The sequence below is a fragment of the Streptomyces sp. NPDC020490 genome, assembly GCF_044335305.1.
In the GTDB taxonomy this organism is placed as follows: Bacteria; Actinomycetota; Actinomycetes; order Streptomycetales; family Streptomycetaceae; genus Streptomyces.
In genome coordinates this window covers 203,914-216,311 of the sequence record NZ_JBIRUY010000005.1, presented here as the reverse complement: position 1 = coordinate 216,311, position 12,398 = coordinate 203,914, and the positions used below count along the sequence as shown (strand labels likewise).

Here is a 12,398-nt window from a genome sequence, read left to right as displayed (position 1 = left end):
TCGTCATGCCGCCATGACCCATGTCCCGGCACGACGAGACCCCCGGAGGGCTCACCCATGTCCGTCTTCGCTGTGTTCGCCACCCTGGTCGAGCACCTCGCCGACCTGCTCCAGCCGCTGTTCGGCGCCTCGGCAGCCGCCGCGGCGATCGTCCTGTTCACCGCACTCGTACGACTGCTCGTCCACCCCCTGTCCCGGGCCGCCGCCCGCGGCCAGCGGGCCCGGGCCCGACTGCAACCGCGGATCGCCGAGTTGCGCAAGAAGCACGCCGAGGATCCCGAGCGGCTGCAGAAGGCCGTACTGGAACTGCACGCCGAGGAGAAGGTGTCGCCGCTGTCCGGCTGCCTGCCGGGTCTGCTGCAACTGCCCGCGTTCTTCCTGCTGTACCGCCTGTTCTCCAGCACGACCGTCGGCGGGCGGCCCAACGGACTGCTCTCCCACCGGCTGTTCGCCGCGCCCCTCGGCGACCGCTGGGCCGACGCCCTGTCCGGGGACGGGGTGTTCGGTCCGGCGGGACTCGTGCACCTCGCGCTGTTCGCGGTCGTCGCGGTCGTCTGCACCTTCGGCTACCTGTCGGCGAAGCGGGCGGCGGCCGCGAACTCCGTTGTTGCGGCGCCCCGGGGCGGGCCCGAGGAGGAGCGGGTGCCCGGGCTCGGTGCCGTCACGGCGCTCATGCCGTTCATGTCCTTCTTCACCCTGGTCACCGTGGCGGTCGTGCCGCTGGCCGCCGCGCTGTACGTGGCGACCAGCGCGGCGTGGGGGACCGTCGAGCGGGCCGTGCTGTACCGGGGAGGCCCGTGGTCGCGGTCCACTACGTGAACCGCTCTTGCCATATTGCACGGCGACCTTGGACGATCGGCCAGTCCTCCGATGACTGTGACCGTCGGCGGGGCACCCGCGACTGAGGGAGATGGACATCATGAAGCTGCTGCGAGTCGGTGCGGCGGGAGCGGAGCGGCCGGCGCTGCTCGACGCCGGGGGCACCCTGCGGGACCTGACGGGTGTCGCGGCCGACATCGACGGCGCGCTGCTCGCCGACGACGCCGCGCTCGGCCGGATCCGTGCCGCCGCCGACGCCGGTGAACTGCCCGCCCTGGACGCGGCGGGGCTGCGCGTCGGGCCGCCGCTGGGGCGGATCGGCAAGATCGTGTGCATCGGGCTGAACTACCACGACCACGCGCGCGAGACCGGGGCCGAGCCGCCCGCGGAGCCCGTCGTCTTCTTCAAGGCGCCGGACACCGTCGTCGGGCCCGAGGACACGGTGCTCGTGCCGCGCGGGTCGGTCAAGACCGACTGGGAGGTCGAGCTGGCGGTCGTCATCGGACGCACCGCCCGCTACCTGGAGTCGGCGGAGGAGGGGCTCGCCCATGTCGCCGGGTACGCGGTGGCGCACGACGTGTCCGAGCGGGAGTTCCAGATCGAGCGGGGCGGGACCTGGGACAAGGGCAAGAACTGCGAGACGTTCAACCCGCTGGGCCCGTGGCTGGTGACCGCCGACGAGGTGCCCGACCCGCAGAACCTCACGCTCAGGCTGTGGGTCAACGGGGAGCTGAAGCAGCACGGCACGACCGCCGAGCAGATCTTCCCCGTCGGGGAGGTCGTGCGGTACGTCAGCCAGTTCATGACGCTGTATCCCGGTGACGTCATCAACACCGGGACGCCCGCGGGGGTCGCGATGGGCGCGCCCGAGCCGAAGCCCTACCTGCGGGCCGGGGACGTCGTCGAGCTGGAGATCGAGGGGCTGGGGCGGCAGCGGCAGGAACTGAAGAACGCGTAGGCGCTCCGCTGGGTGCCGGGATCGCGGGATCGCGGGATCGCGGGGTCGCGGGGCCGCGGGGCGGCGGGGTGGCGGATCGCCGGGGGCGCTGGGCGGCGGGGTGCCGGGGTCGCCGGGGTCGCGGGGCGGCGGATCGCCTGGGCAGCGGGTATCGGGGTGCCGGGGGCGCCGGAGCGGTGGGGTGGCCGGTCGCTGGGCGGCGGGGTGCCGGGGCGGCGGGGTGGCGGATCGCCGGGTCGCCCGGGCGGCGGGGTGGCGGGGTGGCTGGTCGTTGGGGGGTCAGGGCGGTGACGGTGGCCGCGTGGTCGGCGTGGCACGGGCAGTCGGGTGCCGGGGCCAGGTCCGGGGTGGCCGGGCGGCGGGGGTTTCGGGGAGCCCCGGGCCGCCGATCGGGCGCGGGTCCGGCGGGGGCCGGGGGTGTGCGGCCGATCGGGGCGAGTCGGCCGGGGTCGGGCTCGGGTCGGACCGGGGGCGGTCGTGCGGGTCCCCGGGGGCCTGTGGGCGGTCGGTTCAGGACAGCAGGGAAGCCAGTTCGCGCCATGCCTGACGGGGCAGCGACTCGCGGGTGCCGCCGTCGACGACCTGCAGGGCGACGTGGTCCGCGCCCGCCGCGAAGAACGTGTCGATCCTCGACCGGATCGCCGTCTCGTCGCCCCAGGCGAACACCGCGTCCACCAGACGGTCGCTGCCGCCGTCGGCGAGGTCGGCCTCGGTGAAGCCGTGGCGCAGGAAGTTGCCGGTGTAGTTCGGCAGGGTCAGGTACATGGCCAGGTAGTCGCGGGCCAGCGTCCGGGCCCGGTCCGGGTCCGTCTCCAGGACCACCTTCAGCTCCGGTGCCAGCAGCGGGCCCTCGCCGAGGATCTGGCGGGCGTACGCGGTGTGCTCGGGGGTGACCAGGTAGGGGATCGCGCCGGCCGCGCGGTCCCGGGACAGTTCGAGCGTCCTGGGGCCGAGGGCGGCCAGTACCCGGCGCTGGGCGGGCACGCCGGCCTCGTCGAGGGCGTCCAGGTAGGCGATCAGGGACGAGTAGGGGCGGCGGTACTGGTCCGTGAACTGGGCGTGACTGACTCCCAGGCCCAGCAGGAAGCGGCCGGGGTGGGCCTTCTCCAGCTCGGCGAAGGCCGCCGCGGTGTCCGCCGCCGGATACTGCCAGATGCTCTGGATGCTCGTGCCGACGGTGAGCCGCGAGGTCGCCTCGACGAGCGGCACGGCGTGGCGTACGGCAGTGCTGCCGCCCAGCCAGACGGCGCCGTAGCCGAGCTGCTCCAGCTCGGCGGCCGTCTCGGCGAGTTCGCCGCGCCGTGCGGGGTCCTCGGAGCGCAGGCCGATGCTCCAGACGCCGTAGCGTCCGACCGTCGCCTTCGGGCCGGCTGTCGTTTCGCTCATGGTTGCGATCCCTTCGGAAGGTGGTGTGATCGTCACGTATCCACCTGCAACCGGCCGGCGTGCCCGGCGCATTCCGTCAACGGTTCAGGAACTCCTCCAGGGCCTCCACCACCAGGCGGTGGTCCTGCAACTGCGGCAGCCCGCTCACCGTCACCGCGCCGACCACGCCGACCCCCTCGACGTTGACCGGGAAGGAGCCGCCGTGCGCGGCGTAGGTGCCGGGGTCCAGGCGGGAGGACTCCTCGAACGTGGTGCCCTTGGCGCGGAAGCGCGCGCCGACCAGGTAGGAGGAGCTGCCGTAGCGCTCCACCACCCGGCGCTTGCGGGCGATCCAGGCGTCGTTGTCCGGAGTCGAGCCCGGCAGCGCGGCGTGGAAGAGCTGCTGGCCCGCGCGGTGGATGTCCACGGCGACCGGGGCCTGGCGCTCGCGGGCGAGCTCCACCAGCAGCGAACCGAGCGCCCAGGCGTCGTCGTGGGTGAACCGGGTGAAGACCAGCCGGCGTTCCTGCGCCTCCAGCTCCTCCAGGGTCGGCGGGATCTCCGGATGGAACTTCGGCGTGATCCCCGTGTTGGGCGTCACAGCGTCACCACCACCGAGTCGCGGGCCGACCGGCGGGCCGCCTCCAGCACGTCGAGCGCGGCGGCCGCCTCCAGCGCGGGCACCGGGTTGGCGCCGTCGCCGGCGAGGGCCCTGGCCACGGCCGCGTAGTACGCCGGGTAGTCGCCCGGCAGGGTCGGCTCGGGGCGACCGCCGCCGGTCAGCGGGGACTCGCCGGAACCGACCCGGCCCCACAGCGGCTCGGGCTCCGTGCCCCAGTCGGCGGCCGTGCCGGGGCGCCGGCCCTCCCGCAGGGCCGCCTCCTGCGGATCGAGGCCGTACTTGACGTATCCCGCCTTCGAGCCCAGCACCCGGAAACGCGGGCCGAGTTGCGCGGTCGTCGAGGACACGTACAGGTGGGAGCGGACGCCGCTCGCGTGCGTGAGCGCGATGAAGGTGTCGTCGTCCGCCTGCGCGCCCGGACGCCGGACGTCCGTCTCGGCGTACACCTGCGTGACGGGGCCGAACAGGACGAGGGCCTGGTCGACGACATGACTGCCGAGGTCGTACAGCAGACCTCCGATCTCTTCCGGGTCGCCGGACTCGCGCCAGCCGCCCTTCGGCTGCGGGCGCCAGCGCTCGAAGCGGGACTCGAAGCGCCATACGTCGCCCAGCTCGCCCTCGGCGAGCAGCTTGCGCAGAGTGAGGAAGTCGTTGTCCCAGCGGCGGTTCTGGAAGACGGACAGCAGCAGGCCGCGCTCCTCGGCGAGCGCCGCGAGCTCACGGGCCTCGGCGCCCGTCCCGGCGAGCGGCTTGTCGACCACGACCGGCAGGCCGGCCTTCAGGGCGGCGGTGGCGAGCGGGACGTGCGTCTTGTTCGGCGACGCGATCACGACCAGGTCCAGCCCGGCGGACCGCTCGAACAGCTCGTCCGCGTCCGTCGCGAGGCGTACGTCCGGGAACTCGGCGCGGGCCTGCTCCTGCCGCTCCGGGCGGGAGGTGACGACCGTGTCGAGGACGAGGCCCTCGGTGGCGGCGATCAGCGGGGCGTGGAAGACGGAGCCCGCGAGGCCGTAGCCGACGAGGCCCACGCGCAGCGGGGAGCCGGGGGAGGGGCCGGGGCCGGGAGGTGCAGCAGTCATGCCCTCCACTTTCGCAACGCTGTTGCCGAAGTGCAAGCGCGGGGAAACAATGGCGGCGTGGATACGACGAGGAAGGGCGGGGCGGGGGGCCCGCGCGGCGCCGGCGCGGCGGCTCCGCGGAGCGCGGGGGCGGCGGCTCCGCGGAGCGCGGGGGAGGGGGCTCCGCGGGGCGCGGGGGAGGGGGCCCTGCGCAGTGCCGGGGCGGCGGCTTCGGCTTTGCGGGGGGCCGGGGCGACGGGCGGGGCCAACTTGCTCGCCGTGCGCGGCCACAACACCGCGCTCGTCCTCGACCTGCTGCGCACGGCCGGGGCGGAGGGCATCAGCCGGCTGGAGCTCGCCGAGCGCACCGGGCTGACCCCGCAGGCCGTCAGCAAGATCACCGCCCGGCTGCGGGCCGAGTGCCTCGTCACGGAGGCCGGGCACCGCGCCTCGACGGGCGGCAAGCCGCGCACGGTGCTGCGGCTGGTGCCGGAGGCGGGGCACGCGGTCGGGGTGCACGTGGACCGGGACGAGACGCGGGTGGTCCTGACCGACCTCATCGGAGCCACGGTGGCCGGCCTGCGCACCCCGCTGGACCTGGGCGCCGGGGCGGAGGCCGTGGTGGGACGGGTCGCGGGGGAGGTGAAGGCGCTGGTGGAGCGGGTGCTGGGGGAGCGGCTGCCGGGGGAAGGCGGCGGAGAGCTGCGGGCGGTCCCGGCCGGCCCCCTCCTCGGCGTCGGCGTCGCCCTGCCCGGTCCGCTCGATCACATCCACGGGGTGCTGCACCGGGTCACGGGGTTCCCCGAGTGGGACGGGTTCCCCCTGCGGGCCGAGCTGGCTCGGCGGCTCGGCGTGCCGGTCGTCGTCGACAAGGACACCAACGCGGCCGCGCTCCGACTCGCCGTCGGCGGCGCGGGGGGCGACGGCGCGGGCGACGGGGGCGCGGGCGACGGGGGCGAGAGGGGCGACGGGGAGGGCGGTGGCCGGGCGGGTGGCTCGTTCGCCTACCTGCACGTCGGTACGGGCCTCGGCGCCGGGCTGGTGATCGGCGGTGCCGTGCACCGGGGCGCCCGGACCGGGGCCGGGGAGTTCGGACACCAGGTGGTCCAGCTGGACGGGCCGCCCTGCGGCTGCGGCAACCGCGGCTGCGTGGAGGCGCTGTGCCTGGCCGCCGTGGCGCGCGGCGACCTGACGGAGGCGGCGCGCGTGCTGGGCACCGGCGCGGGCAACCTCGTCGCGCTGCTCGACATCGACCTGGTGCTGCTCGGCGGCCGCACCGTCGCCGCCGCGCCCGAGGCCTTCGCCGACGGCGTCGCCGCGGTCCTCGCCGAACGCGCCCGGCGCACGGGGGAGCCGCCGGTGCCGGTACGGATCGCCGCCGGCGGCGTGGCGGAGGGCGCGGCCCAGCTCGTACTGGCGCCCCTGTTCGGGCGGGCGGACGGCTGAGACGGGGGCCGACTCCGGCGCCGGGCCCGCTGCGGGTGCGGCGGCGCCGTGCTGTGCCGTGCGCCGCGGTGCCGTGTGGCGTCGTGCGCCGCGGTGCCGTGTGGCGTCGTGCTCCCGGCCGGGCGGCGCAATTTCGCCCCTCTTTCGGGCGTTCGTGGGGGCGGTGGCCGTGTCTCGGCGACCCCCTCCGGCGTGATCATGTGTTCATGCGACTGTGCACGTCTCTGTCCCTCTGTCTCGCAGCATCAGCCGCCCTCCTCCCCGCAGCAGCTTCCGCGTACGCGATCCCCGGCACAGGCCCCGGCCCCGGCCCCACCCCCTCCTGCGACACCGGCCGCGGCTTCCCCCTCACCACCCGCGTCCACGGCGGCCCGGCCGCCTACCAGGCCGGCGGCGGATACGGCACCTGGTTCCTCGACCTCACCAACCGCACCACCCGGACCTGCACGAACATCCACCCGGTCATCGTCCTCGTCGACGAGCGGCGGGCGCTGAAGCCGACGCAGCCCCGGCTGGAGTTCTCCGCCGGCACCCGGCCGCAGCCGGTCCGCTTCGAGAAGACCGACGAGGACGAACTCGTCGGCGCCTTCGACGACGGCTCCGCGGGATTCACCGTCGGCCCCGGCCGGACCGTCACGGTCGAGGTGCGGCTCGCCCTCGCCGCCGACACCGTGCCGAACGAGATCACCGCCACGGCGGCCGTCGTCCAGCGGCACGACGACGACGGCGACTGGGTCGGGCAGTCCAACGACTACCGCTTCCGCGTCGAGCCAGAACCGGCCCCCACCGCCCCTCGCCCCCACACCCCCCACCCCACCGCTCCCCGCCCCACCGGTACCGCCACGGCCAAGGACGCCGCCCCCGACGCCACGGCCAAGGACGCCCCCATCGCCACCTCCACCGCCACCTCCACCGGCGTCGCCCCTGCCGCCCCCGCCAGCCCCGACGCGTCCGCGCCCTTCGCCGACGAACTCGCCCGCACCGGTGTCACCACCCGCACCGGAGCCATGGCCGTCACCGCCGCCCTCCTCGTCGCGGCCGGCGCGCTGCTGCTCGCCCGGAAGCCGCTCGGACGAGCGCTGCGCAGGCCGGGCAGACCGCGGAGGCGCCACTGAACGGGCCGTCCGCATCCGCGCTCCCGCCGAACCGGGCATTCCCTCAAGATCCGGTCACTGTCTAGGCTGGGCCACCCAGCACCGCGTACACGCGTACACGCGTACGGCAGGAGATCTTGCACATGGCAGACCGCAAGCCCATCGAGTCGTGGCTCACCGACATGGACGGTGTTCTCATCCACGAGGGCGTACCGATCCCCGGCGCCGACGCCTTCCTGAAGAAGCTGCGCGAGTCCGGCAGGCCCTTCCTGGTCCTCACCAACAACTCGATCTACACCCCGCGCGACCTGCACGCCAGGCTGCGCCGCATGGGCCTGGAGATCCCGGTCGAGTCCATCTGGACGTCGGCGCTGGCCACCGCGCAGTTCCTCGACGACCAGCGGCCGGGCGGCTCGGCGTACGTCATAGGCGAGGCCGGCCTGACCACCGCGCTGCACGACATCGGCTACATCCTCACCGACCACGAGCCCGACTACGTCGTCCTCGGCGAGACCCGCACCTACTCCTTCGAGGCCATGACCAAGGCGGTCCGGCTCATCCAGAACGGTGCCCGCTTCATCGCCACCAACCCCGACGAGACCGGCCCCTCCACCGAGGGCCCGCTGCCCGCGACGGGCGCCGTCGCCGCGCTGATCACCAAGGCGACCGGCAAGCAGCCGTACTTCGCGGGCAAGCCGAACCCGCTGATGATGCGCACCGGTCTCAACGCGATCGGCGCCCACTCCGAGAGCAGCGCGATGATCGGCGACCGCATGGACACCGACGTACTGGCCGGCATGGAGGCGGGGATGCAGACCTTCCTGGTGCTCACCGGCCTGACCCGGCCCGAGCAGGTGGAGGACTTCCCCTACCGGCCGTCCGAGGTCGTCGACTCCATCGCCGATCTCGTCGAGCGCATCTGAGCCGAGGCATCTGAGCCGAGGCATCGGAGCCGAGCGAATCCGAGCCGAGCGGATCCGAGCCGAGCGAACCCGGCGCGTCGATCCGAGCCGAGCGGATCCGAGGGGCGAAACCTTTCTGAACCCGTACGGAGCAGCCGGGGCCCGCTGAGGATGCGGGACGCGGTGCCGGGGAGGAACCTCCAGGTATCTGGAGGTTCACGATGGGTTCCACGAAAGCCACGCTCTGCGCGGCGATGTTCGCCGCCACCGCGGTCGCGCTCGCGCCGCCGGCGTACGCACGGGACGGAGGCGTCTCGGTCAGTCCGTCGTCTCCGGCCCCCGGCGGCGACGTGGCCCTGCGTGTGAGCGGCTGCGCGTCGCGGACCGCCACCGCCCACTCCGCCGCCTTCGTCGCGCAGGCCCGGCTCGCCGGTGCCGGCGGCACGCTCGCCGGCGAGACCCGTGTCCGTTCCTCGATCGGCCCCGGCACCTACGACGTGGAGATCGCCTGCGCGGACGCGGAGGTGAAGGGCAGGATCACGGTCGCCGCCGCCTCGTCCGGCCGGCCCACCGGTCCCGCCTCGCCCGTCGCCCCCGTCCCCGCGGGCGGCGGCGGCACCGCTCGCGTCGCCGCCACGGACGCCCGCCCGGTCGGCCCCGGCACGGTGCACGCGGTGACCGGGCTGGTGCTGGCCTGCGCCGCCGCGGCCGCCGTGGCGGTGCTGGGCGCCCGCCGCGGCCGGGGCAGGGGCTGACCGCCGTGCCGGTCAGGTTCGACCGCGAGTGCTCCTCCGGCACCGGCCGCCTCTTCATGGGCCTGGCCTGGGTCGTGCTGCTGCTCGGGCTGTGGCTGTGGGGGCGCCAGGTGACCGACGTGGCACCGGGCACGTCCGCGCCGACCACCGGGGACATGGCGGCCGTCGGCCGCCCGCCCGAGGTCCGGCTGCCGCCCGCGGTGCGCCCGCTCGGGGACGCGCTGCCGCAGCGCATCGACATCCCCGGCCTGGGCTTGCAGGCGCCGGTGGTGGCGCGCGGCCTCGACGCGCGGGGGGCCATCGACCCACCGCCCTTCGACCAGGCCGGCGCCGTGGGCTGGTACGCGGGCGGCGCCGCACCGGGGGCGGTCGGTCCGGCGCTGATGGTCGGCCACGTCGACACCGAGACCCGGCCCGCCGTCTTCTACCGGCTGAGCTCCCTCCGGCCCGGCCAGGCGATCCGGGTGGTCCGCGACGACGGCAGGATCGCGGAGTTCACCGTCGACGACGTGCAGGTCCAGGCCCGTGACCAGTTCGACGCCCAGCAGGCCTACGGGCCGCGCCGGCCGGGCCGCGCCGAGCTGCGGCTGATCACCTGCGGCGGCACGTTCGACCGGGCGACCCGCACGTACACGGCGAACGTGATCGTCTCGGCGTACCTCACGGGGTCGGCGGGTGAGCCCGTTCGGCCGCACCTGGCCCGGTCGGCGGCTCGCTCCCCCTGAAGCCGCCGACCGGGCCGGTCCTCGACCGCGCGCCCGCCCCGGGCCGCGGGAGTAGCCCGGCGGGGTGCGCGGGAGGTCTCGGGAGCCGGACCAGGACGTCGGCCGGCCGGGGTCCGGGGCCGCCCGAGAAGACTTTAGAACGGATGAACGGCTGGGCACAGAGGGGCGCGACGCCGAGTCCCCGGCCGCTCGCCCTGAGTCATGGGCGCAGGTAGCGAGCCTTCACGGCCCCTCCCACGCACCTTCACGGCCCCTCCCGCGGATCGTCACGGCCCCTCCCACGCACCTTCACGGCCCCTCCCGCGGATCGTCACGGCCCCTCCCGCGGACCTTCACGACCTCTCCCGTGAGCCCGGTCGAGTCCTTACGACGGCCCCCTCCGTGAGCCCTCACCGCGCCCCCAGTCGAGTCCTTCCGGCGCCCCCAGCGAGCCCTCACCGCGCCCCCAGTCGAGTCCTTCCGGCGCCCCCAGCGAGCCCTCACCCCGAGCCCTCACCCCGAGCCCTCGCACCGAGCCCTCACCGCGCCCCCGAGAGCCTCACGCCCCCTCCCCGAACGGGCCCGTCAGCTCCGCTCGCAGGGCCGTGTCGTCGGCGGTCCGGGCGACGACGGCGTGCACGACGTCGGCGAGCGGCAGCCGACGGCGCCGCGCGTACTGCCGCAGCGCCGCGAACGCCCGGTCGGGGTGGGCGTCCCAGCGCTCGGCGAGCATGCCCTTGGCCTGCTCCAGGAGCACCCTGCTGGACAGCGCCTGCTGCAACTGCCCCGACAGGTCCCGGTACTGGGCGTACGCGCGCCGGTTCTGCAGTCCGACGGCCGCGGCGTCGGCGAGGGCCTGGGCCAGCGGCAGCCCCGACGTGGAACCTGGGCCGCCCTCCTCGGGCGGGGCCTGCACGAACACGTTCAGCGCGCCGAGCAGCGTCTCCCGCCGGCGCAGCGGGACGGCGAAGGTGCCCGCGATGCCGTGCCGCAGCGCCCGTTCGGTGAAGTCCGGCCAGCGCGCGTCGGCGTGGGCCGCCCGGACGGACACCGGCGCGACCGGCCTGCCCGAGCCGTAGCTCTCCAGGCAGGGTCCGCCGCCGTGCTGAGCCCGCAGCAGGTCGAGCGCCACCTCCTCCTGCCGGCTGCTGCCCGCCAGCGTCACCGTCCGGCCGCCGTCGAAGAGCATGACGCCGGCGGCCCGCGCGGCCAGCAGCTCCACGCAGTGGTCGGCCACGCGCTGCAGATGGGCCGTCGTCCCGAAGTCCTCGGTGAGCGTGTCCGCCGCCTCCACCAGCGCCGCCGCCAGCCGGAGTTCCCTGGTGTGGTGCATGAGCGCGCACTCCCCTTCCGCTGCCCGCCCGCCCCCTTCAGCCGGTCGCCTACCCGCGCCGCCCATCCGGTAACGGACCGCAGGGACACCCCTGCGACCTCGTGGGTGTCCGGGCCCGTGTGACACGATTGGCCCTCGGAAGAGTGCACCCAAGGGGGAGTTGGATGTACGGCAGCAGGGGGGCCGGAGTGCGGACCTCCGCGATGGTGCTGGGGGCGGCACTGCTGATCGCGGGGTGTTCGTCCGAGGACGGTGACGGAAAGAACCGGGACGCCGGCGCGAAGATCACCCAACAGCCCAAGGAGAGCGACCCGTTCTGGGTCAATCCGGACGGCAACGCGGCCCGGCAGGTCGCCGCGTACGAGAAGGCCGGCAAGGACGCGGACGCCGAACGGATCCGCACGATAGCCGAGCAGCCCACCGGGGAGTGGATCGGCCCGGAGAACCCGGAGCAGGAGGCCCGCGGCTACACCGAGGCCGCCGACAAGGCCGGCCGCACCGCCCTGCTGGTCCTCTACAACATCCCGCACCGCGACTGCGGCCAGTACTCGCAGGGCGGCGCCGCCGACGGCAACGCCTACCGGGCCTGGATCGACGGCGTGGCGGCGGGCATCGAGGACCGCTCGGCGTTGGTGATCCTGGAGCCGGACGCCGTCCTGCACCTGGTCGACGGCTGCACCCCGGACGAGTTCCACGAGGAGCGCTACGACCTCCTCAAGGGCGCCATCGGCAAGCTCAAGTCCCTGAAGAACACCAAGGTGTACCTGGACGCGGGCAACGCCGGCTGGGGCCACCCCGACCAGATCTTCGAGCCCCTGAAGTGGGCGGGCATCGACCAGGCCGACGGCTTCTCGGTCAACGTCTCGAACTTCTACACCACCGAGGACTCCATCGCGTACGGCAAGGAGCTGTCCGCGAAGGTGGGCGGCAAGCACTTCGTCGTCGACACCAGCCGCAACGGCAACGGCCCCTACACCGGCGGCGCCGAGGACGAGCGCTGGTGCAACCCGCCGGGCCGCGCGCTGGGCGAGCCGCCGACGACGAAGACGGCGGACCCCCTGGTGGACGCCTACCTGTGGGTCAAGCGCCCCGGCGAGTCGGACGGCGAGTGCAAGGGCGGCCCCAAGGCGGGGCAGTGGTGGGCCGCGTACGCGCTGAAGCTCGCGAAGGCCGGCAAGTAGTCAGCATTCAGCGAGCAGGCAGGCAGCGAGCAGGCAGGCAGCGAGCAGGCAGTCACCACCCGGGCACATGGGACGGGGGGGGGGGCCCCCGGGGGGGGGGGGGCGCCCCCCCCCCCCCCCCCCCCCCCCCCCCCCCCCCCCCCCCCCCCCCCCCCCCCACG

General features: G+C 75.0%; 12 protein-coding genes. 8 read left to right on the top strand and 4 right to left on the bottom strand.

The genetic code is table 11. From position 1 onward, the window contains the following. The first annotated feature begins 57 nt into the window (after positions 1 to 57). A complete protein-coding gene (locus ACH4ZX_RS08715) occupies positions 58 to 819 on the top strand; it encodes a YidC/Oxa1 family membrane protein insertase (RefSeq protein WP_398269610.1) in 762 nt (253 codons plus the stop codon). A gap of 100 nt (positions 820 to 919) precedes the next feature. Further along, complete coding sequence (locus ACH4ZX_RS08710; protein WP_398269607.1) at positions 920 to 1,777, top strand: fumarylacetoacetate hydrolase family protein; 858 nt, start codon at positions 920 to 922, stop codon at positions 1,775 to 1,777. A gap of 510 nt (positions 1,778 to 2,287) precedes the next feature. Here the strand turns inward: ACH4ZX_RS08710 and ACH4ZX_RS08705 are convergent. The 3 genes from ACH4ZX_RS08705 to ACH4ZX_RS08695 all read right to left on the bottom strand — a co-directional run bounded on the left by ACH4ZX_RS08705 (position 2,288) and on the right by ACH4ZX_RS08695 (position 4,843). Continuing rightward, positions 2,288 to 3,163: an LLM class F420-dependent oxidoreductase gene (locus ACH4ZX_RS08705; protein WP_398269604.1), complete on the bottom strand. Its 876-nt coding sequence runs from the start codon at positions 3,161 to 3,163 to the stop codon at positions 2,288 to 2,290. A 76-nt stretch (positions 3,164 to 3,239) separates the two neighbouring features. Next, positions 3,240 to 3,743: a heme-degrading domain-containing protein gene (locus tag ACH4ZX_RS08700; protein WP_398269601.1), complete on the bottom strand. Its 504-nt coding sequence runs from the start codon at positions 3,741 to 3,743 to the stop codon at positions 3,240 to 3,242. Next, complete coding sequence (locus tag ACH4ZX_RS08695) at positions 3,740 to 4,843, bottom strand: Gfo/Idh/MocA family oxidoreductase (protein ID WP_398269598.1); 1,104 nt, start codon at positions 4,841 to 4,843, stop codon at positions 3,740 to 3,742. Before ACH4ZX_RS08695 ends, ACH4ZX_RS08700 begins: the two co-directional genes overlap by 4 nt. Before the next feature lie 186 nt (positions 4,844 to 5,029). Between ACH4ZX_RS08695 and ACH4ZX_RS08690 the strand changes: the two genes are divergently transcribed. From ACH4ZX_RS08690 to ACH4ZX_RS08670, 5 genes are all read left to right on the top strand, one after another. After that, the gene (locus tag ACH4ZX_RS08690; RefSeq protein WP_398269676.1) at positions 5,030 to 6,268 is read left to right on the top strand and encodes an ROK family protein; all 1,239 of its coding nucleotides are present in this window, start codon (positions 5,030 to 5,032) and stop codon (positions 6,266 to 6,268) included. A 200-nt stretch (positions 6,269 to 6,468) separates the two neighbouring features. Further along, positions 6,469 to 7,383, top strand: a complete 915-nt coding sequence (locus tag ACH4ZX_RS08685) for a hypothetical protein (protein WP_398269595.1) — start codon at positions 6,469 to 6,471, stop codon at positions 7,381 to 7,383. Between the two features lie 122 nt (positions 7,384 to 7,505). After that, positions 7,506 to 8,285: an HAD-IIA family hydrolase gene (locus tag ACH4ZX_RS08680; RefSeq protein WP_398269592.1), complete on the top strand. Its 780-nt coding sequence runs from the start codon at positions 7,506 to 7,508 to the stop codon at positions 8,283 to 8,285. Between the two features lie 200 nt (positions 8,286 to 8,485). Next, positions 8,486 to 9,019 (top strand): hypothetical protein, encoded by a 534-nt coding sequence (locus ACH4ZX_RS08675; protein ID WP_398269589.1) that lies wholly within the window; start codon positions 8,486 to 8,488, stop codon positions 9,017 to 9,019. Positions 9,020 to 9,075: 56 nt separating this feature from the next. After that, positions 9,076 to 9,744, top strand: a complete 669-nt coding sequence (locus ACH4ZX_RS08670; RefSeq protein WP_398269673.1) for a class F sortase — start codon at positions 9,076 to 9,078, stop codon at positions 9,742 to 9,744. A 538-nt stretch (positions 9,745 to 10,282) separates the two neighbouring features. Here the strand turns inward: ACH4ZX_RS08670 and ACH4ZX_RS08665 are convergent. Further along, positions 10,283 to 11,056 carry an ANTAR domain-containing protein gene (locus ACH4ZX_RS08665; RefSeq protein WP_398269586.1) on the bottom strand — a complete coding sequence of 258 codons (774 nt, stop codon included), beginning with the start codon at positions 11,054 to 11,056 and terminating at the stop codon, positions 10,283 to 10,285. A gap of 164 nt (positions 11,057 to 11,220) precedes the next feature. Between ACH4ZX_RS08665 and ACH4ZX_RS08660 the strand changes: the two genes are divergently transcribed. Further along, the gene (locus ACH4ZX_RS08660; protein WP_398269583.1) at positions 11,221 to 12,237 is read left to right on the top strand and encodes a glycoside hydrolase family 6 protein; all 1,017 of its coding nucleotides are present in this window, start codon (positions 11,221 to 11,223) and stop codon (positions 12,235 to 12,237) included. Positions 12,238 to 12,398 lie beyond the last annotated feature (161 nt).

Bases quoted from the DNA above. Each gene is read 5' to 3' on its own strand.
- ACH4ZX_RS08710 (WP_398269607.1), top strand. From the start codon at position 920: ATGAAGCTGCTGCGAGTCGGTGCGGCGGGAGCGGAGCGGCCGGCGCTG.
- ACH4ZX_RS08670 (WP_398269673.1), top strand. From the start codon at position 9,076: ATGGGCCTGGCCTGGGTCGTGCTGCTGCTCGGGCTGTGGCTGTGGGGG.
- ACH4ZX_RS08675 (WP_398269589.1), top strand. From the start codon at position 8,486: ATGGGTTCCACGAAAGCCACGCTCTGCGCGGCGATGTTCGCCGCCACC.
- ACH4ZX_RS08680 (WP_398269592.1), top strand. From the start codon at position 7,506: ATGGCAGACCGCAAGCCCATCGAGTCGTGGCTCACCGACATGGACGGT.
- ACH4ZX_RS08705 (WP_398269604.1), bottom strand. From the start codon at position 3,163: ATGAGCGAAACGACAGCCGGCCCGAAGGCGACGGTCGGACGCTACGGC.
- ACH4ZX_RS08665 (WP_398269586.1), bottom strand. From the start codon at position 11,056: ATGCACCACACCAGGGAACTCCGGCTGGCGGCGGCGCTGGTGGAGGCG.
- ACH4ZX_RS08660 (WP_398269583.1), top strand. From the start codon at position 11,221: ATGTACGGCAGCAGGGGGGCCGGAGTGCGGACCTCCGCGATGGTGCTG.
- ACH4ZX_RS08715 (WP_398269610.1), top strand. From the start codon at position 58: ATGTCCGTCTTCGCTGTGTTCGCCACCCTGGTCGAGCACCTCGCCGAC.
- ACH4ZX_RS08695 (WP_398269598.1), bottom strand. From the start codon at position 4,843: ATGACTGCTGCACCTCCCGGCCCCGGCCCCTCCCCCGGCTCCCCGCTG.